This is a genomic window from Noviherbaspirillum saxi (assembly GCF_003591035.1).
Taxonomy (GTDB): Bacteria; Pseudomonadota; Gammaproteobacteria; order Burkholderiales; family Burkholderiaceae_D; genus Noviherbaspirillum; species Noviherbaspirillum saxi.
Genome location: NZ_QYUO01000001.1, coordinates 2,048,062 through 2,065,410, shown reverse-complemented (window position 1 = coordinate 2,065,410; position 17,349 = coordinate 2,048,062). Strand labels below are relative to the sequence as shown.

Sequence of the window (17,349 nt, the reverse complement as noted above, 5' to 3'; positions counted from 1 at the left end):
GAGCAGCAAGCCGCTCCGGTCCATCTGCGCCTACTCTGTGCTTCGGCTTATTTCTGCGGTTGAATCACGACCTTGCCGGTCACCTTGCGTGCCGCCATATCGTTCAAGGCTTGCGCCGTGTCGGCAAGTGCATAGCGTCCGGAAATATGCGGCCGGATTTTCCCTTCCGCCATCCAGCCCATCAGTTCGCGCATGGCGGCGAGATTGGCCTTGGGCTCGCGTCGCGCGAATTCGCCCCAGAATACCCCAACTAGCGATGCCCCCTTGAGCAGCGGCAGGTTCAGCGGCAGCTTGGGAATTTCACCGTTGGCAAAGCCGATCACAAGATAACGGCCGCGCCATCCGATCGAGCGGAATGCCGGTTCGGCATACACACCACCAACGGGGTCGTAGATCACATCCGGGCCTTTGCCGCCGGTTTCTGCCTTGATGGCTTCACGCAAATCCTGCGTGGTGTAGTTAATTGTGGCATCAGCCCCATGATCCTTGCATACCGCGAGTTTTTCGTCGGTGGATGCAGCTGCGATGACACGTGCGCCGAGCGCCTTGCCGATTTCAATAGCAGCAAGCCCGACGCCGCCCGCAGCGCCAAGCACGAGCATTGTTTCGCCGGCCTTTAATTGCGCACGGTCCACAACGGCGTGATGGGAAGTTCCATAGGTCAGGGTGACTGCTGCCGCCGTATCGAAATCCAGGCCTGGCGGCATGGGCATGACCAGCTGAGCCGGCACGGCGATCTGTTGCGCGAATGCGCCCTGGCTGACGAACGCAAGGACCTTGTCGCCGACCTTGACGTTCGTGACGCCTTCGCCGACCGCGCGGACAATGCCGGCGAGTTCGCTGCCCGGTGTGAATGGCAGCTCAGGCTTGAACTGATACTTGTTTTGAATGATCAGCACATCCGGGAAATTGACGCCGGCGGCCTGTACATCAATCGTCACCTGGCCGGGGCCAGGTACAACATCTGGCAAATCCTCTACAACCAGCGTATCGGGAAGTCCCCATGTCTTGCAGAGGATGGCTTTCATCTTGTCTCCTTATATTGTCAGTAATTCATAAAAAAGAACGGTCGTTTTATTCTAAGCTTATACCGCAAAATGTCAATATAGGCGGCCTATGCAACATGGTCGCAGCATTGCATCGGGTAAAATTCAATCATGAAAATTCTTGTCAGTAACGACGACGGATACCTGGCGCCAGGTATCTTAGCGTTGGTTGAGGCGCTGCGCCCGATCGCAGAAATTACCGTTGTTGCTCCCGATAGCAATCGTTCGGGCAGCTCCAACTCACTCACGCTCGATCGACCTCTTTCTGTTTATCGCGCGGAGAACGGCTTTTATTTTGTGAACGGCACGCCATCGGATTGCGTGCATGTGGCGCTGACAGGCGGATTGAGCTTCAAACCCGACCTCATCGTTTCCGGCATCAACCAGGGACAGAATATGGGTGACGACACGCTTTATTCCGGCACCGTCGCTGCTGCAACCGAAGGGTTTCTGTTCGGGATCCCTGCCATTGCGTTCTCGCAGGTGGAAAAGGGATGGGAGCATATCGACACGGCGGCACGCATTGCGCGCGAGTTCGTGGAACAGCGTGCCGACATTCTGGCGGGCCCATATCTGTTGAACATCAATATTCCGAATCTGCCTTACGAAGAGATCAAGGGGCTGGAAGCGACCCGCCTCGGAAAGCGGCACGAGTCCGAGGCGGTAATCAGAACGCAGGATCCGCATGGACGCGAGATTTTCTGGATCGGCCCGGCAGGCAAGGCCAAGGACTCGGGGCAGGGTACCGACTTTCATGCCGTGATCAACGGTTTCGTATCCGTTACGCCGCTGCAGATAGATCTGACGCATACAGCGCAACTTGATCTGCTCAGACGAGGCCTGTCATGATCGACAAGGACAAGCGCTTTCCGTTGCCATTGTCATCCGTCGTTGAAAAAAATCGCAAGCCCGCGGCGGGCACCTCATCCTCGGCAAAGGTAGCGACGCCGCAGACTGCGACACAAAATGCCGCGCGCCATATCCAGCGAGGCGCGTTCTCCTCTGACTCGCAAACTTCCCAATCAGCGCGCCCCGCTGCCCAGCCGCTTCAGGCGAACCGCCCGACGCCGCTGGTATCCGACGCCGTGCGCATGGCAATGGTAGCGCGTGTCGCCAAGCAGGGCGTCAAGGACGCAAAGGTGCTCGCCGCGATGGAAGCGGTGCCCCGGCATATGTTTGTCGAACCCGGTTTGTCGGGACAGGCCTATATCGATGCATCCCTTCCGATCGGCCACCATCAGACCATATCGCAGCCGTACATCGTTGCGCGCATGATCGAAGTCATGCGTACGAACGGCAACGGCGGTGCACTGAACAAAGTATTGGAAATCGGAACCGGCTGCGGCTATCAGGCCGCGGTGCTGTCGCTGGTGGCAAAGGAAGTGTATTCGATCGAACGCGTCAAACCCTTGCATGAACTGGCCAAAGCCAATCTGCGCCCCTTGAGGATTGCCAACATCCGGTTGCAGTATGGAGATGGTATGCTTGGACTTCCGCAAGTGGCACCCTTCGATGGCATTATCCTGGCTGCCGCCGGACTGGAAGTGCCGCAGGCATTGCTGGATCAGTTGAGCGTCGGCGGCAGATTGGTGGCACCGGTCGGTGCGCGTCATCAGGTGCTGCAGCTCATCGAACGCGTCAGCAAATTCGAATGGACCAAAACGACGCTTGAAGATTGTCACTTTGTCCCCTTGCGCCCCGGCGTCATGTAGCATCGTGCGGACACGGTATGGACAGACAGCGGCCGCTGTCGCCAAATGTTAATAGTATGAGAATGAGAAAAACACGTTTCCTGTTTATCGTTGCAATGCCCCTGCTGATCGCTGCCTGTACCACGGGACGCGGCCCTGCTCCTGTTGTGGATCGGCAGGTTGTTCCCAGGGTCGCCGAAGCGCCCAAGCCTCCGGTGACCGTTCCAGCGCAGCCGAGCACCGTACCGGGGCAAAGAACTGACAACCGAGGCTACTACACGGTACGCAAAGGCGACACGCTATTGCAAATCGCTCTCGACTTTGGGCAAAATTACCGCGATCTCGTCACCTGGAACAATCTTGCCAATCCGAACGACATCAAGGTGGATCAGGTGTTGCGAGTCATGCCTCCGGAAGGAGCACCGCAAACCGGTAGCGTAACGGCTGCAACGGGCGTGGAAGTTCGGCCGCTTACGCCCGGGGCATCCATTGCTGGCAGCGCACTGTCGCACAAGTCCGGACCACGCGGCGAAAAGCGGCCATATTCAGACGCTACCCTGGCGGAAATGCAAAAGCCCGATTCCATGGCAAATTCGGCGCCGGCTGCGCCGGTGCCGAAGGCAGAGCCGCCGAAGACGGCGGACAAGTCGCCGGAACCCGCACCTGCGCAGGGCCCGGATGAGGAAAATATTGCATGGATATGGCCGGCGGACGGCAAGGTAATTTCCGCATTCACTGAAGGAAAGCGCGGCATCGATATTGCCGGCAAGATGGGCCAACCCATTCTGGCGGCGGGTTCGGGCAAAGTACTGTATGCTGGCAGCGGAATTCGTGGTTATGGCAACCTGGTGATTGTCAAACACACCAACAATCTGTTGTCCGCATATGCGCATAACAAAACCATCTTCGTCAAAGAAGATCAAAATGTCAGCAAAGGCCAGAAAATTGCAGAGATGGGTAACTCCGACACCGATGAGGTGAAACTGCATTTTGAGATACGTCAGCAAGGAAAGCCGGTCGATCCCTCTAAATTTTTGCCAAACCGCTAAATGAACCGCAACCCTCACGACCCTCTGGATGATGATGCGTCGCCGGATGACATGTCCGAAGGCATGTCGCTCAACGCGTCCGGCGACGGACCGTTGATCGACGAAGCCGATGCCGAGCAGGGAGTGGTTGTGCCCGTTGCGGACCCTGTCGACGAGTTGAAAACCGTACTGGCGGCCGAACTGTCGACCGATACGACGCAGCACTATCTGAACCAGATCGGAGCGCGTCCGTTGCTCAAGGTCCAGGAAGAAGTGCATTACGCGACGCTGGCCAAGCAGGGAAATTTCGAAGCGCGCCAGAAAATGATCGAGCACAACCTGCGGCTGGTTGTTTCGATCGCCAAGCATTACATCAATCGCGGCGTGGTGCTGCTCGATCTGATCGAGGAGGGTAATCTCGGCCTGATGCGAGCCATCGATAAATTCGAACCGGAACGAGGATTCCGTTTTTCCACGTATGCGACCTGGTGGATACGCCAAAGCATCGAACGGGCGATCATGAATCAGGCGCGTACCGTGCGTCTGCCGGTGCACATGGTGCGCGAGCTTAATCAGATCCTGCGTGCAAAATATCACCTTGAAGCTCAGCATCATGACGGCAAGGATGCGACAGCCGAAGACATCGCTCATCTCGTCGACCGCCCGGTAGAGGATGTGCAGGATATTCTGGCGTTGTCCGAGCATGCGACCTCGCTGGATGCACCGCTCGATAACGATCCTCAGGCCAGCCTGATGGATATGTTGCCGGGTGATGCGGACGACGGACCGGATTCGAGGGCGGAGCACCATGAGATGATGGTGCTGGTGCGCGACTGGCTCAAGAAACTGCCGGATAAGCAGCGCGTCGTGATCGTGCGGCGTTTCGGCCTTGATAACGATGATCCGGCGACCCTGGAAGAACTTGCATCCGAGATGAGCGTCACGCGTGAACGTGTGCGCCAGATTCAGCAGGAAGCCCTGGTCAAACTCAAGAGAGCGTTAACCGCTCGCGGTGTCGGCAAGGACGCCTTGTTGTGATCCCGGTTTTGGTATTCGACATCGAGACGATTCCCGATGTGGCGGGTTTGCGCGCCTTGCAAGAGCATCCTGCAACAACCAGCGATGCCGAGGTTGCCGCCGCCGCCTTTGCTGCGCGCCGTGAGAGGACCGGGTCGGATTTTCTCCCGCATCATCTGCATCGCGTCGCCGCGATTTCCTGCGTGTTTCGCGACGACGAAGGCTTTCGCGTTCGTTCGCTTGGCACGCTGGAAGAGGCCGAACCCAAACTGATCCATGATTTCTTTCGCATCATCGACCGTTACACGCCTCAGCTGGTCTCGTGGAATGGGTCGGGATTCGATTTGCCGGTGTTGCATTATCGCGCCATGATCCATGGCGTCACTGCGTCCCGCTACTGGGAAATGGGCGATGAGGACCGTGACTTCAAATGGAACAATTATCTGAGTCGCTACCACACCAGGCATATGGACCTGATGGATTTGCTGGCGCTCTATACCGGACGCGCTAATGCGCCGCTCGACGACCTTGCCAAGCTCTGTGGTTTCCCCGGCAAACTGGGCGTGGACGGCTCCCAGGTATGGACGCTGTTTTCCGAAGGAAGACTCAAGGAAATTCGCGATTATTGCGAGACCGACGTGGTCAACACCTATCTCGTGTATTGCCGCTTCCTGCTGATGCGCGGTGTGATGACCAAGGAATCCTACGAAGAAGAAGTGGCCCTGGTCCGCTCTTCGCTGGCCGAACTGGACGCGCCGCACTGGAAGGAATATCTGGCCGCGTGGTAATCTGAGCGTCTGCGCATCTTCTCTTACACCTCGGACCGCCGGTCCGACATTTCAAATTTTTCTATGCAGCACAGCACGATCGTTATCGAATCCCTCGACATGGAAGGTCGGGGCGTTGGTCATTTACAGAATGAAGACGGCACGCCCGGCAAGGTCATCTTTGTGGAAGGCGCTTTGCCCGGTGAGCGGGTCGGTTTTCACTCGTTCCGGAAGAAGCCGAAATGGGAAGCCGCGACCCTGACCGAATTGCACAACGAATCCGCATTGCGGGTCACGCCGAAGTGCGTCTATTTCGGAACCTGCGGCGGCTGCGCGATGCAGCACCTTGAGCCATCCGCCCAGGTGGCGATCAAGCAGCGCGTTCTTGAAGACAATCTATGGCATATCGGAAAGGTCCGTGCCGAGCGCATGATGCGGCCCATGTACGGCCCGACTTGGGGATACCGTTATCGTGCGCGTCTTTCGGTACGCAACGTGCAGAAGAAGGGCGGGGTGCTGGTTGGCTTTCATGAGCGCAAATCTTCGTTTATTGCCGACATGAAGACCTGCGAAATTCTTCCGCCACATGTGTCGGCCATGCTGGTACCCCTGCGCCGTCTGGTGGAGTCGCTGTCGATTTTCGACAAGATGCCGCAAATCGAGCTGGCGGTCGGCGAAACCGTAACCGCACTGGTATTGCGCATCATGGGGCCGCTGACTGCCGACGACGAGGTAAAGCTCAGGTCGTTTGCGGATGAATTCCGCATCCAGTGGTGGTTGCAGCCCAAGGGCCCCGACACGGTATATCCGTTTTATCCCCTCGACGCGCAACTGAACTACCTGTTGCCGGAATTCGGCGTCACCATGCCGTTCAAGCCGACTGACTTTACCCAGGTAAATCATCACATTAACCGCGTGCTGGTAGCGCGCGCCCTGCGTCTGCTGGATGCCCAGCCGCATGAACGTGTGGCCGACCTGTTTTGCGGACTCGGCAACTTTACGCTTCCGATCGCGACCCAGGTGCGGGAGGTGGTCGGTATCGAAGGAAGTACGGCCCTGACCGAGCGGGCACTGGAAAATGCCAAGTTGAATGGCCTTGCGGACAAGACCAGTTTTTACTGTCGTAATCTGTTCGAGGCAAAGACGGAAGACTTCGTGGCGTTGGGCAAATTTGACCGTCTCCTGATCGATCCCCCACGTGAAGGAGCATTGGATGTCTGTCAGGCCATCGTCGGCTTGAAGGAATCCCATCCCGAAATGCAGCCCAAACGCATCGTTTACGTTTCTTGCAGTCCTGCAACGCTTGCTCGCGATGCAGGGTATCTCGTGCATCAAGGTGGATATCGGCTCAGCCAGGCCGGCGTCGTGAACATGTTTCCCCATACCGCGCACGTGGAGTCGATTGCGGTATTCGACTTGCCTGAATCAGACGCGGCCTGATAGACGGCGACCAAATAAAAAAGCCGACGTGTCCGTCGGCTTTTTGAGTTGCAACTACACCCGTGTCACTCGCGACTACCTCCGGCGATGCCGAGCAAAGCGAGTAGATTGGTGAAAATGTTATACACGTCGAGGTAAATTGCCAGCGTCGCGGAGATATAGTTTGTTTCGCCGCCGTTGATGATCTGCTGCACGTCATACAGAATGTAGGCGGAGAAAATGACAATCGCGAGCACTGAAACCACGAGATACAGGGCCGGCATCTGAAGGAAGATATTCGCGAGCGCGGCAACCAGTATCACCAGAACTCCTGCAAACAGCCATTTGCCGAGACCGGAAAAGTCTCGCTTGGATACAGTCGCAATGGTTGCCATGCCGGCAAAAATCGCGGCGGTTCCACCGAATGCCGTCATGATCAGCGAGGCGCCATTGGAAAATCCGAGCGTGTAACTGATCAGGCGGGATAGCATCAAGCCCATGAAAAACGTAAAGCCTAGCAGGATGGCTACGCCAAGGCCAGAGTTCTTGGTTTTCTCAATTGCATAAAAGAAACCGAATGCAATTGCCAGGAAGAGAAAGAAGCCGATGACCGGACTGCCGGAAAAGAGGTTGAACCGGAATTGCACGCCTACCCATGCGCCCAACACTGTGGGAAGCATTGAGATGGCAAGCAGCCAATAGGTGTTTCTCAGTACGCGGTTACGTACCACAAGTGCATCGGTTGACGCACCAAAAGTATGTGGAAGCTTGTGCTCCATATTTCCTCCATTCGGATTACTTGCCATGTATTGACAGCATAGCACGCATCAATACGCATTTTCTTGGGATAGATGGAACCAAGCGAAGTTCACGCCCTCAAAACGCGCTGGCTTTGAGGAAAGTCCTTGATAAGGGGCTTTCATGCTAAAATAGAAGGTTAGTTGCTTTATCAATTATCAATCTTAACCCTTTCTTTTTATTGGAGTTTTTACAGATGGCAATCGAGCGCACCCTGTCGATCATCAAACCGGACGCAGTAGCAAAAAACGTGATCGGTCAGATTTATACCCGTTTTGAGAACGCCGGCCTGAAAGTTATCGCCGCTCGCATGGCGCAGCTGTCCCGCACCGAAGCAGAAGGCTTTTACGCTGTTCACCGCGAACGTCCTTTCTTCAAGGACCTCGTCGATTTCATGATTTCCGGCCCGGTCATGATCCAGGCCCTCGAAGGTGAAGGCGCAATCGCCAAGAACCGCGAGCTGATGGGTGCAACCGATCCGAAGAAGGCAGACAAGGGCACGATCCGCGCCGACTTCGCCGATTCGATCGATGCAAACGCAGTACACGGATCCGACGCAGAAGAGACTGCAAAGGTTGAAATCTCGTATTTCTTCCCTGCGCTGAACGTCTACTCCCGCTAATTTAAAATCCGTTTGCCTTGGCCACCTGTCGTGAACAGGGCAAACAACATGATGAAGACTTGCCATGACGGACCTCACCAATCTGCTGGATCTCGATCCCGCGCAACTCGTTGCCTATTGCGGCGAGTTGGGTGAGAAACCGTTTCGCGCCAAACAATTGCAGCGCTGGATCCACCAGTTCGGCGCCAGCGATTTCGATGCAATGACCGACCTCGCGAAGTCCTTGCGCGATAAGCTGAGAACCCGCGCAACGATTTCCGCCCCCTCCATTATCAGTGACCACACCTCTGCCGATGGCACCCGCAAATGGCTGCTTGACGTCGGGCAAGGCAACGCGGTCGAAACCGTATTCATTCCCGAAGAAAACCGTGGCACCCTGTGTATCTCTACGCAGGCAGGATGTGCGGTCAATTGCAGGTTTTGCTCAACCGGCAAGCAGGGCTTTAGCCGCAACCTCACGGTAGGCGAAATCATTGGCCAGTTGTGGATGGCGGAGTTTGAATTGCGCCGTACCAAGGGAATCGAGCCAGGGCACAAAGGCGAACGTCAAATCACCAACGTGGTGATGATGGGTATGGGCGAACCCTTGCTGAATTTCGAGCCCACAGTGACTGCGCTCAAGCTCATGCTGGATGACAATGCCTATGGCTTGTCCCGCCGCCGCGTGACCGTGTCTACGAGTGGCGTGGTGCCAATGATGGACAAACTGTCGCAGGAATGTCCGGTAGCGCTTGCTGTCTCCGTCCATGCCTCGAACGATGAATTGCGAGACGGTCTGGTGCCTCTGAACAAGAAATATCCATTGGCCGATCTGATGGCCGCGTGCCGTCGCTATCTTGAGTTCGCTCCCAGGGACTTTATTACTTTTGAGTACTGCATGCTCGACGGCGTCAACGATACCGACGCGCATGCACGCGAATTGATCGCACTGGTGCAAGGCGGAAGCGAACCGGTGCCTTGCAAGTTCAACCTTATTCCTTTCAATCCTTTCCCGGAGTCGGGCCTGAAGCGGTCGAACAATCCGCGCATCAAGGCATTTGCCCAAATACTGATGGATGCGGGTATTGTCACTACCGTGCGCAAGACGCGTGGCGATGACATTGATGCAGCATGCGGACAACTGGCCGGGGAAGTTCAGGATCGCACGCGAGTGCAGGAGCGCATGCAAAAAATGGCGGAGTACCAGAAAAAATTTGGCAAGGACTTTGGTCGAATTGTCGAGGTGTCTCGGTGAGCCGCACTGCCAAGTTTGCCTGGTGCGCTTCGGTTGCAGCCATAGTGCTGCTGCTGGCGGGATGCGCCAGTACGCCTGGTTCCAGCGGCCGGGCCGAACTGCTGACAAGCTCCGATCAGACCGATAACCAGAAACGGGCACGCATACGTCTGCAGCTGGCAATTGGCTATTACGAGCAGCGTCAGCCCGCCGTGGCACTGGATGAAATCAAGCAGGCGCTGGCTGCCGATCCGGATTTCGCCGATGCCTACAGCATGCGCGGCCTGATTTACATGGAGATGGGCGAGCTGCGGCTGGCGGAAGATAACTTTCTGACTGCGCTCCGTTTCGCGCCCAATTCGCCTGATTTCAACAATAACTATGGCTGGTTCCTCTGCCAGAACGGGCGGGAACAGCAATCGATTTCCTATTTTGAAACCGCGTTAAAGAATCGTGCCTATCAGTCTCCGGCAAAGGCACTCAATAATGCGGGTACGTGCAGTCTCAAGCTGAAAGACAGGATTGCGGCCGAGCGGTATTTTTCGCAGGCATTTCAATATGATCCGGGCAACCCGTCGACCAATGTCAATCTTGCGCGGCTCTACTTCGATCGGCAGGATTTTGATCGGGCGAGATTCTATATCAGTCGCGTGATGAAAGCCGATGTCATGACGGCGGACGTGCTTTGGCTTGCCATCAGGATCGAACGCAAGCTAGGCGATCGTGCCGCCGAATCGAGTCTGGCCACCCAGCTGCGCCGTCGCCATGCGGGGTCTGCGGAATATGCCGCATATCAACGTGGAGCATTCAATGAGTGACGCAGGCATCAACGATGCGGCAATGTCCGGTGACCCGTCTGGTGGTCATCCGATTCTCGTTTCGCCGGGTGCGCAACTGGCTGCCCATCGGCAGGAGCGCGGTTGGAGCATTGAGCAGGTTGCTAGCCAGCTGAATCTCGCTCCGCGCCAGGTGGCTGCTATCGAGGCGGACGATTACCCGTCGCTGCCCGGTATGGCGATCGTGCGCGGATTCGTTCGTCAGTATGCCAAGCTGCTGAAGATCGATGCGACTCCGCTACTCGCGTCGCTTGGCGGTGAGACCGTGCTGGCACAGGAGTCGATTCGTCCGCGCCAGTCGCTGTCAACACCATTTTCCGAGGCCCGTCTGCCATCGATGACTGAACGTCATGGTGCATTTTCCTCTCGCTGGATTTTTGGTGTGCTGGCGGCGGTTCTCGCAGGTGCCGCCGGCTGGGTGATCCTGAATGACAAGGATATTGCGGACATGTCGAAGGCCGCCACTTCGCAGGTCAAGGACGGCATTGCCCAGATGACGGCGCCGGGACAGCCAAGCCCGGCGGCCGAGCCTGCTGTTCCGCTCGCCCCTCTGGCCGATTTGGGTTCGGTAGTGGAGCAGCCACTTCCTGTTCCCCCGTCAAATAGCGAGACTGCGCCGACGACCGGTGGACAGCAAGCCGCGACCACGCCCAACGCGTCCGCTGCGCTGCCTCAGTCCGCTCAAAGTGCCGGCGCTACGACCGGATCTTCAACGCCTGCCGTGGCAGCTGGCAAGGATGCGCTCGTCATCAACGCGCGTCAGGATTCATGGGTCGAGATCAAGCGAACAAGCGGCAGTCAGCCTATGCTGTCCCGCCTTTTGAAGGCCGGTGAGTCCGCATCCGTCGAGGTCACCGAACCGGTGTCGGTCGTGTTCGGAAATGCGGCCGGGGTCGATGCCAGCCTGCGCGGATCGGCAATAGAACTCAAGGTGCCGGGCAATGGCAACATTGCCCGGCTAACGCTGAAATAAGATCTCGTATGTCGACAATTACCCATCCAATCGCCTCAGGACCGCTCGCGCGTCGAAATGCCCGCGGCGTTTCAATTCGCTACGGCGCGAGAGAAGTCCTGGTCGGCGCCAATGCGCCGGTCGTCGTGCAGTCGATGACCAATACCGATACCGCCGATGCCGTTGGCACTGCGATTCAGGTCAAGGACTTGGCCCGTGCAGGATCGGAACTGGTACGCATTACGGTCAACAATCCCGAGGCGGCGGCGGCGGTGATCGCCATCCGCGAACAGCTCGACAAGATGGGCGTCGACGTACCGCTGGTGGGCGACTTCCATTACAACGGCCACAAGCTGCTATCCGACTTTCCGGAATGCGCGCAGGCGCTGTCGAAATATCGTATCAATCCCGGCAACGTGGGGCAGGGTGCAAAGCGCGACACGCAGTTTGCGCAGATGATCGAAATCGCCTGCAAGTACGACAAGCCGGTCCGCATCGGCGTGAACTGGGGAAGTCTGGATCAAGCGCTGCTGGCGCGTATCATGGATGAAAATGCACGCCGCTCCGAGCCATGGACTGCGCAGGCTGTCATGTATGAAGCGCTGGTGACCTCCGCCATCGAAAATGCGCAACGTGCCGAAGAAGTGGGCCTCGCAGGTGACAAGATCATCCTGTCGTGTAAAGTCTCCGGCGTGCAGGATCTGATTGCCGTCTACCGTGAACTGGCGCGCCGCTGCGATTATCCGCTGCATCTCGGCCTGACCGAGGCTGGCATGGGGAGCAAGGGTATCGTTGCATCGACCGCCGCGCTGTCGGTACTGCTGCAGGAAGGTATCGGCGACACGATACGGATTTCGCTTACGCCCGAACCCGGCGGTGACCGCACCAAGGAAGTTGTCGTCGCACAGGAAATTCTCCAGACCATGGGGCTGCGCAAGTTTGCGCCCATGGTGATCGCCTGCCCGGGTTGCGGCCGGACCACGTCGACCGTTTTCCAGGAACTGGCCGACAAGATCCAAACCTATCTGCGCGACCAGATGCCGGTCTGGAAAAAGCAATATCCCGGCGTCGAAAACATGAACGTCGCCGTGATGGGCTGCATCGTCAATGGCCCGGGCGAATCGAAACACGCCAATATCGGCATCAGCCTGCCGGGCACCGGGGAATCCCCGGCTGCACCGGTATTCGTTGACGGAGAAAAGAAAGTCACGTTGCGTGGCGAACGGATTGCCGAAGAGTTCCAGGACATCGTGCTGGACTATGTAAAAAACCGTTATGGAAAAGAAGCGGTGGCCGTCTAGGCCATCGCATGTAAAGCGTTATCAGAATGTCAGAAATCAAAAAAGCAGAAAAAATCGTCGGCGTAAAAGGAATGAACGACATCCTGCCGAGCGATGCGCCGCTCTGGGAGCTATTTGAAAATACCGTGCAATCGGTACTCAAAAGCTATGGCTTCCAGCAGATTCGCACACCTATCGTCGAACCCACCGCCTTGTTCGCGCGAGGACTGGGCGCGGTAACCGATATCGTTGAAAAGGAAATGTATTCCTTCGTCGATTCGATGAACGGCGACCAGCTTACCCTGCGTCCGGAAAGCACTGCTAGTGTCGTGCGTGCTGCGCTGGAACACAATTTGACCTACGACGGTCCGAAGCGGCTCTGGTACATGGGTCCGATGTTCCGTCACGAAAAGCCGCAACGCGGCCGCTACCGCCAGTTTCACCAGGTCGGTGCCGAAGCGCTGGGTTTCACCGGTCCCGATGTCGATGCCGAGCTGATCATGCTGTGCCAGCGCCTGTGGGACGATCTCGGTCTGCAGGATATCCGCCTTGAGCTCAACTCCATTGGCAATGCGGAAGAGCGTAGCCGTCACCGCGCGGATCTGGTCGCCTACTTCGAACAGCACAAGGAACTGCTGGATACCGACGCGCAGCGTCGCCTGCATTCGAATCCGCTGCGTATCCTGGACACGAAAAATCCGGTAATGCAGGCCATGGTTAATGCTGCTCCCAAGCTGCTCGATTACCTTGGCGAAGAGTCGCGCTCCCACTTCGAGGGCGTGCAAAAAATCCTTCGGCACAACAGCATTCCATTCACCATCAATCCTCGGCTGGTACGAGGCATGGATTATTACAATCGTACCGTGTTCGAATGGGTGACCGATCAGCTCGGTTCGCAAGGCACCGTCTGCGGTGGCGGCCGTTATGATCCGTTGATCGAAATGTTCGGCGGCAAGCCGACGCCTGCTTGCGGCTTTGCGATCGGTGTCGAGCGCCTGCTTGAGCTGCTCAAGGTCAGCGGAGAACAGTACGCACCGAACCAATGCGATGTCTACGTGGTGCACCAGGGCGAGGAAGCGCAGCTACAGGCCTTCGTCGTCGCCGAGCGCCTGCGCGATGCCGGGCTGGATGTGGTTCTCAACTGTACATCGCCAAGTGGCGGCGCCAGCTTCAAGTCACAAATGAAGCGTGCCGATGCCAGTGGAGCCGGCTTCGCCGTCATCATCGGCGAAGACGAAGTTGCCAAAGGCGTTGCGGCTGTCAAAAACCTGCGCGCGGAAGATGTCGACAACAACCAGGTTACCGTCCCGCTGGAGTCGGTTGCCGCGCATGTCCTCGACCAGATCGTTTGCGGCGATGAATGCGACGATCCCACCCACCACCACCTTCACTGATTAGAAACATCATGGCATACGATCTCGAAGAACAAGAACAGCTGGCCTCCCTGAAGTCGTGGTGGAAGCAGTACGGCAACCTCATCACCTGGGTGCTGATCATCGCACTTGCAGCTTACGCCGGCTGGACCGGTTGGAAGACCTACCAACGCAACCAGGCCGCACAGGCTGCGCTGCTGTACGAAGAGTTGCAGAAGGGCGTGACTGCAAAGGATAACGCCAGGGTGCAACGCGCCGCCGCGGATGTCACCTCCAAGTTCGGCAAGACACTGTACGCACAGATGGGGGCACTTGCTGCCGCCAAGAGCGCGTTTGACAACGGCGACCTGAAAACGGCCAAAACCCAGCTGCAATGGGTGATCGACAATGGCGCCAGCGACGAGTACAAGGCGATCGCCAAGCTTCGCCTGGCAGGTGTGCTGCTCGATGAAAAGGCTTTTGATGAAGGACTCAAGGTACTGTCGGGTGATTTTCCCGAGCAGTTTGCCGGCGCGGTTGCGGATCGCAAGGGCGATATTCTAACCGCACAGTCCAAGATCGAAGACGCCAAGGCGGCTTACAAGACGGCTCTGGAAAAAACCGGTGAACAAAACCCGGCACGCCAGTTGATCCAGCTGAAGCTCGATGCAATCGGCGGTTCTGCAAAAGCCGCAGCATAAGTCACGCAGCATAAGTCAAATAACAAGGGGAAAGAATGCGTATTGCCGTCAAACTCACCTCAGTAGGGATGGTCGCCGTTCTGGCTGGTTGTTCATCGCTCAATCCTTTCGCCAGCAAGCCCGCGCCGCGCAATCCGCCGGCTGCGCTGGAAGAGTTCAAGCAGACTTTACCGGTCCGTACCGCATGGTCGACATCGATCGGCAGCGCCGCCAATTTTGTCTTTACGCCGGCGGTTACTGCAGACAGCGTGTTCGTTGCGGCTGCGGATGGCACGTTGTCGCGCATCGACGCTGCCAGCGGCCGTGCCGATTGGCGCATCAACGTTGGCACACCTTTGACGGCTGGAGTCGGCAGCGATGGGACGACTGTTGCTGTGGGCGCCGACAAAGGTATGCTGATGGCCTTCAGCGGCGACGGCAAGTTGCGCTGGAAGGCACAGGCATCGAGTGAAATCCTGTCTGCGCCTGCGGTCGGACAGGGCCTTGTCGTCGTTCGCAGCGTGGACAATCGCATTGCCGCCTTTGACGCGGAAACCGGAAGCCGGCGCTGGGTCGCCCAACGGCCGTCACCTTCGCTGACTTTGCGCACTGCGCCTGGCATCACGATTGCCGGGCCGAATGCATACGTTGCGCTCCCGGGCGGCCGACTGTTGGCGCTCGCCCTTACCAACGGCGGTGCGCGCTGGGAAGTGGCGGTCGGCGATCCCCGTGGGACCACGGAACTGGAACGTATTGCGGATTTGTCCGGCTCTCCCATCGCTGCGGGGCGTGATGTGTGTGCGGTCGCCTATCAAGGGCGGGTCGCATGCTTCGATGCGACCAACGGCGCACCGCGTTGGGGCAAGGAATTGTCCAGCGATGTAGGTCTCGGTGTAGACGAGCGTTTTGTATTCGCGGCCGACGAGCGCGGGGCCGTCACTGCGTTGACGCGTGAATCCGGCTCGGGAGCATGGCGCAATACCAAACTTGCCAATCGTCGACTTTCCGCTCCGGTACCTCTGGGACCCGCCGTTGCGGTTGGTGACGGTCAGGGATATATCCATTTTCTATCGCGTGATGACGGCTCTCTGGTCGCACGCGTAAGCACGGACGGCAGTCCGGTTACCGGCACCGCGCCGGTAACCGGAAATCGTGCGGTTTTTCAAACACAAGCAGGAACAGTGGTTGCACTTGCAACCGAGTAAAAACAAATGAAGCCGGTAATTGCATTAGTCGGCCGACCTAACGTCGGCAAATCCACATTGTTCAACCGGCTGACCCGGTCGCGCGATGCCCTGGTCGCAGACCTTCCTGGACTTACCCGTGACCGCCATTATGGCGAGGGCAGGGTAGGTGAACGTCCTTTCCTCGTGATCGATACCGGTGGTTTCGAGCCGGTAGCCAAGGAAGGCATCATGTACGAGATGGCCAAGCAGACAAAGCAGGCCGTCGCCGAAGCTGATGTCGTGGTGTTTATCGTCGACGGGCGGCAGGGACTGACCCCGCACGACAAGACCATCACCGATTTTTTGCGCAAGGCCGGCCGTCAGGTCATGCTGGTCGTGAACAAGGCCGAGGGGATGAAGTACACCTCGGTCACTGCCGATTTCTATGAGCTCGGGCTGGGTGACCCATACGTCATTTCCGCCGCTCATGGCGACGGCGTGGTCGACCTCGTTAATGAGTCGCTGGATATCGCATTTGCCCAGCGTGCGCCGGAACCCGAAACCGAAGCCGCAGCAGGTCGTGGTGTCAAGATTGCCATTGTCGGTCGTCCGAATGTCGGAAAGTCAACCCTGGTAAATACCTTGCTCGGCGAAGACCGTGTCATTGCATTCGACATGCCCGGTACGACGCGCGATTCGATCGAAATTCCTTTCGAACGTGAAGGCAAACATTACACCCTGATCGATACCGCTGGTATCCGCCGGCGTGGCAAGGTGTTCGAAGCGATCGAAAAATTCTCGGTAGTCAAAACCCTGCAATCGATTTCGGAAGCCAATGTCGTACTGCTTCTGCTTGATGCGCAGCAAGATATCTCCGAACAGGACGCACATATCGCCGGTTTTGTCCTGGAGTCAGGCCGCGCTTTGGTGGTCGGGGTCAACAAATGGGACGGGTTGGACGCGGATAAAAGAGATGCGATCAAGATGGACATGGAACGCAAGCTGAGTTTTCTCTTTTTCGCCAAGTTCCATTTCATCTCGGCGCTGAAAGGCAGTGGCATCGGCCCACTGATGAAATCCATCGATTCCGCCTATGCCGCAGCGATGGCGAAGCTGTCAACCCCGCGCCTGACACGTGCGCTGATCGAGGCCGTCGAACACCAGCAGCCGCGACGCAAGGGCTCGATCCGACCCAAGCTGCGATATGCGCACCAGGGTGGGCAGAACCCGCCTATCGTGGTTATCCACGGTAATGCGCTGGACGCTATCGACGATAGCTATAAGCGTTATCTGGAGAAACACTTCCGCGAAACTTTTTCACTGGTAGGCACTCCATTACGTATCGAACTGCGTTCTAGCAAGAATCCGTTTGCCAGGGATGAAAAATAGCGCTTGTCTTTGTGTCATGCTTGGCAAACTGCGCGGAAATCGATTACAGTCGTAAATACATTATCAGAGAGGCACTTGAAAATTCTCAGGTCG

At 57.3% G+C, this 17,349-nt stretch carries 17 protein-coding genes; 15 read left to right on the top strand and 2 right to left on the bottom strand.

Annotated features, from left to right (window positions below):
- Positions 1–47: 47 nt before the first annotated feature.
- Positions 48–1,028: an NADPH:quinone oxidoreductase family protein gene (locus D3871_RS09600; RefSeq protein ID WP_119768684.1), complete on the bottom strand. Its 981-nt coding sequence runs from the start codon at positions 1,026–1,028 to the stop codon at positions 48–50.
- Between the two features lie 129 nt (positions 1,029–1,157).
- Between D3871_RS09600 and surE the strand changes: the two genes are divergently transcribed.
- The 6 genes from surE to rlmD all read left to right on the top strand — a co-directional run bounded on the left by surE (position 1,158) and on the right by rlmD (position 6,989).
- Positions 1,158–1,895, top strand: a complete 738-nt coding sequence (gene surE, locus D3871_RS09595; RefSeq protein WP_119768683.1) for a 5'/3'-nucleotidase SurE — start codon at positions 1,158–1,160, stop codon at positions 1,893–1,895.
- Entirely contained in the window at positions 1,892–2,758 is an 867-nt protein-coding gene (locus tag D3871_RS09590; RefSeq protein ID WP_119768682.1) for a protein-L-isoaspartate(D-aspartate) O-methyltransferase, read from the top strand. The genes surE and D3871_RS09590 overlap by 4 nt, the downstream gene beginning before the upstream one ends.
- Positions 2,759–2,820: 62 nt before the next feature.
- A complete protein-coding gene (locus tag D3871_RS09585) occupies positions 2,821–3,786 on the top strand; it encodes a peptidoglycan DD-metalloendopeptidase family protein (protein ID WP_119768681.1) in 966 nt (321 codons plus the stop codon).
- Positions 3,787–4,803, top strand: coding sequence for an RNA polymerase sigma factor RpoS (gene rpoS, locus D3871_RS09580; protein WP_119768680.1), 1,017 nt, complete (start codon positions 3,787–3,789; stop codon positions 4,801–4,803).
- Positions 4,800–5,570, top strand: coding sequence for a 3'-5' exonuclease (locus D3871_RS09575; protein WP_119768679.1), 771 nt, complete (start codon positions 4,800–4,802; stop codon positions 5,568–5,570). Before rpoS ends, D3871_RS09575 begins: the two co-directional genes overlap by 4 nt.
- A gap of 63 nt (positions 5,571–5,633) precedes the next feature.
- Positions 5,634–6,989, top strand: coding sequence for a 23S rRNA (uracil(1939)-C(5))-methyltransferase RlmD (gene rlmD / locus D3871_RS09570; protein ID WP_119768678.1), 1,356 nt, complete (start codon positions 5,634–5,636; stop codon positions 6,987–6,989).
- A 65-nt stretch (positions 6,990–7,054) separates the two neighbouring features.
- Here rlmD and D3871_RS09565 read toward each other — a convergent pair whose 3' ends face one another.
- Complete coding sequence (locus D3871_RS09565; RefSeq protein ID WP_119768677.1) at positions 7,055–7,747, bottom strand: Bax inhibitor-1/YccA family protein; 693 nt, start codon at positions 7,745–7,747, stop codon at positions 7,055–7,057.
- Positions 7,748–7,962: 215 nt separating this feature from the next.
- On the opposite strand from D3871_RS09565, the gene ndk reads away from it, so the two are divergent.
- From ndk to der, 9 genes are all read left to right on the top strand, one after another.
- On the top strand, positions 7,963–8,388 hold the full coding sequence (gene ndk / locus D3871_RS09560; RefSeq protein ID WP_119768676.1) for a nucleoside-diphosphate kinase: 426 nt from the start codon (positions 7,963–7,965) through the stop codon (positions 8,386–8,388).
- Positions 8,389–8,452: 64 nt separating this feature from the next.
- Complete coding sequence (gene rlmN / locus D3871_RS09555) at positions 8,453–9,622, top strand: dual-specificity RNA methyltransferase RlmN (protein ID WP_119768675.1); 1,170 nt, start codon at positions 8,453–8,455, stop codon at positions 9,620–9,622.
- Positions 9,619–10,419, top strand: a complete 801-nt coding sequence (gene pilW / locus D3871_RS09550) for a type IV pilus biogenesis/stability protein PilW (RefSeq protein WP_199724818.1) — start codon at positions 9,619–9,621, stop codon at positions 10,417–10,419. Before rlmN ends, pilW begins: the two co-directional genes overlap by 4 nt.
- A complete protein-coding gene (locus D3871_RS09545; RefSeq protein ID WP_158597898.1) occupies positions 10,412–11,410 on the top strand; it encodes a helix-turn-helix domain-containing protein in 999 nt (332 codons plus the stop codon). The genes pilW and D3871_RS09545 overlap by 8 nt, the downstream gene beginning before the upstream one ends.
- 8 nt (positions 11,411–11,418) lie before the next feature.
- Positions 11,419–12,690, top strand: a complete 1,272-nt coding sequence (gene ispG, locus D3871_RS09540; RefSeq protein ID WP_119768672.1) for a flavodoxin-dependent (E)-4-hydroxy-3-methylbut-2-enyl-diphosphate synthase — start codon at positions 11,419–11,421, stop codon at positions 12,688–12,690.
- Positions 12,691–12,716: 26 nt separating this feature from the next.
- Positions 12,717–14,063 (top strand): histidine--tRNA ligase, encoded by a 1,347-nt coding sequence (gene hisS / locus D3871_RS09535; RefSeq protein WP_119768671.1) that lies wholly within the window; start codon positions 12,717–12,719, stop codon positions 14,061–14,063.
- Between the two features lie 11 nt (positions 14,064–14,074).
- Entirely contained in the window at positions 14,075–14,722 is a 648-nt protein-coding gene (locus D3871_RS09530; RefSeq protein ID WP_119768670.1) for a YfgM family protein, read from the top strand.
- A 35-nt stretch (positions 14,723–14,757) separates the two neighbouring features.
- Positions 14,758–15,906 carry an outer membrane protein assembly factor BamB gene (bamB, locus tag D3871_RS09525; protein WP_119768669.1) on the top strand — a complete coding sequence of 383 codons (1,149 nt, stop codon included), beginning with the start codon at positions 14,758–14,760 and terminating at the stop codon, positions 15,904–15,906.
- A gap of 6 nt (positions 15,907–15,912) precedes the next feature.
- Positions 15,913–17,256: a ribosome biogenesis GTPase Der gene (der, locus tag D3871_RS09520; protein WP_119768668.1), complete on the top strand. Its 1,344-nt coding sequence runs from the start codon at positions 15,913–15,915 to the stop codon at positions 17,254–17,256.
- Positions 17,257–17,349 lie beyond the last annotated feature (93 nt).

Coding starts and splice junctions, on each gene's coding strand:
- D3871_RS09600 (WP_119768684.1), bottom strand. CDS start 1,028: ATGAAAGCCATCCTCTGCAAGACATGGGGACTTCCCGATACGCTGGTT.
- surE (WP_119768683.1), top strand. CDS start 1,158: ATGAAAATTCTTGTCAGTAACGACGACGGATACCTGGCGCCAGGTATC.
- D3871_RS09590 (WP_119768682.1), top strand. CDS start 1,892: ATGATCGACAAGGACAAGCGCTTTCCGTTGCCATTGTCATCCGTCGTT.
- D3871_RS09585 (WP_119768681.1), top strand. CDS start 2,821: ATGAGAAAAACACGTTTCCTGTTTATCGTTGCAATGCCCCTGCTGATC.
- rpoS (WP_119768680.1), top strand. CDS start 3,787: ATGAACCGCAACCCTCACGACCCTCTGGATGATGATGCGTCGCCGGAT.
- rlmD (WP_119768678.1), top strand. CDS start 5,634: ATGCAGCACAGCACGATCGTTATCGAATCCCTCGACATGGAAGGTCGG.
- D3871_RS09565 (WP_119768677.1), bottom strand. CDS start 7,747: ATGGAGCACAAGCTTCCACATACTTTTGGTGCGTCAACCGATGCACTT.
- ndk (WP_119768676.1), top strand. CDS start 7,963: ATGGCAATCGAGCGCACCCTGTCGATCATCAAACCGGACGCAGTAGCA.
- rlmN (WP_119768675.1), top strand. CDS start 8,453: ATGACGGACCTCACCAATCTGCTGGATCTCGATCCCGCGCAACTCGTT.
- D3871_RS09545 (WP_158597898.1), top strand. CDS start 10,412: ATGAGTGACGCAGGCATCAACGATGCGGCAATGTCCGGTGACCCGTCT.
- ispG (WP_119768672.1), top strand. CDS start 11,419: ATGTCGACAATTACCCATCCAATCGCCTCAGGACCGCTCGCGCGTCGA.
- hisS (WP_119768671.1), top strand. CDS start 12,717: ATGTCAGAAATCAAAAAAGCAGAAAAAATCGTCGGCGTAAAAGGAATG.
- D3871_RS09530 (WP_119768670.1), top strand. CDS start 14,075: ATGGCATACGATCTCGAAGAACAAGAACAGCTGGCCTCCCTGAAGTCG.
- bamB (WP_119768669.1), top strand. CDS start 14,758: ATGCGTATTGCCGTCAAACTCACCTCAGTAGGGATGGTCGCCGTTCTG.
- der (WP_119768668.1), top strand. CDS start 15,913: ATGAAGCCGGTAATTGCATTAGTCGGCCGACCTAACGTCGGCAAATCC.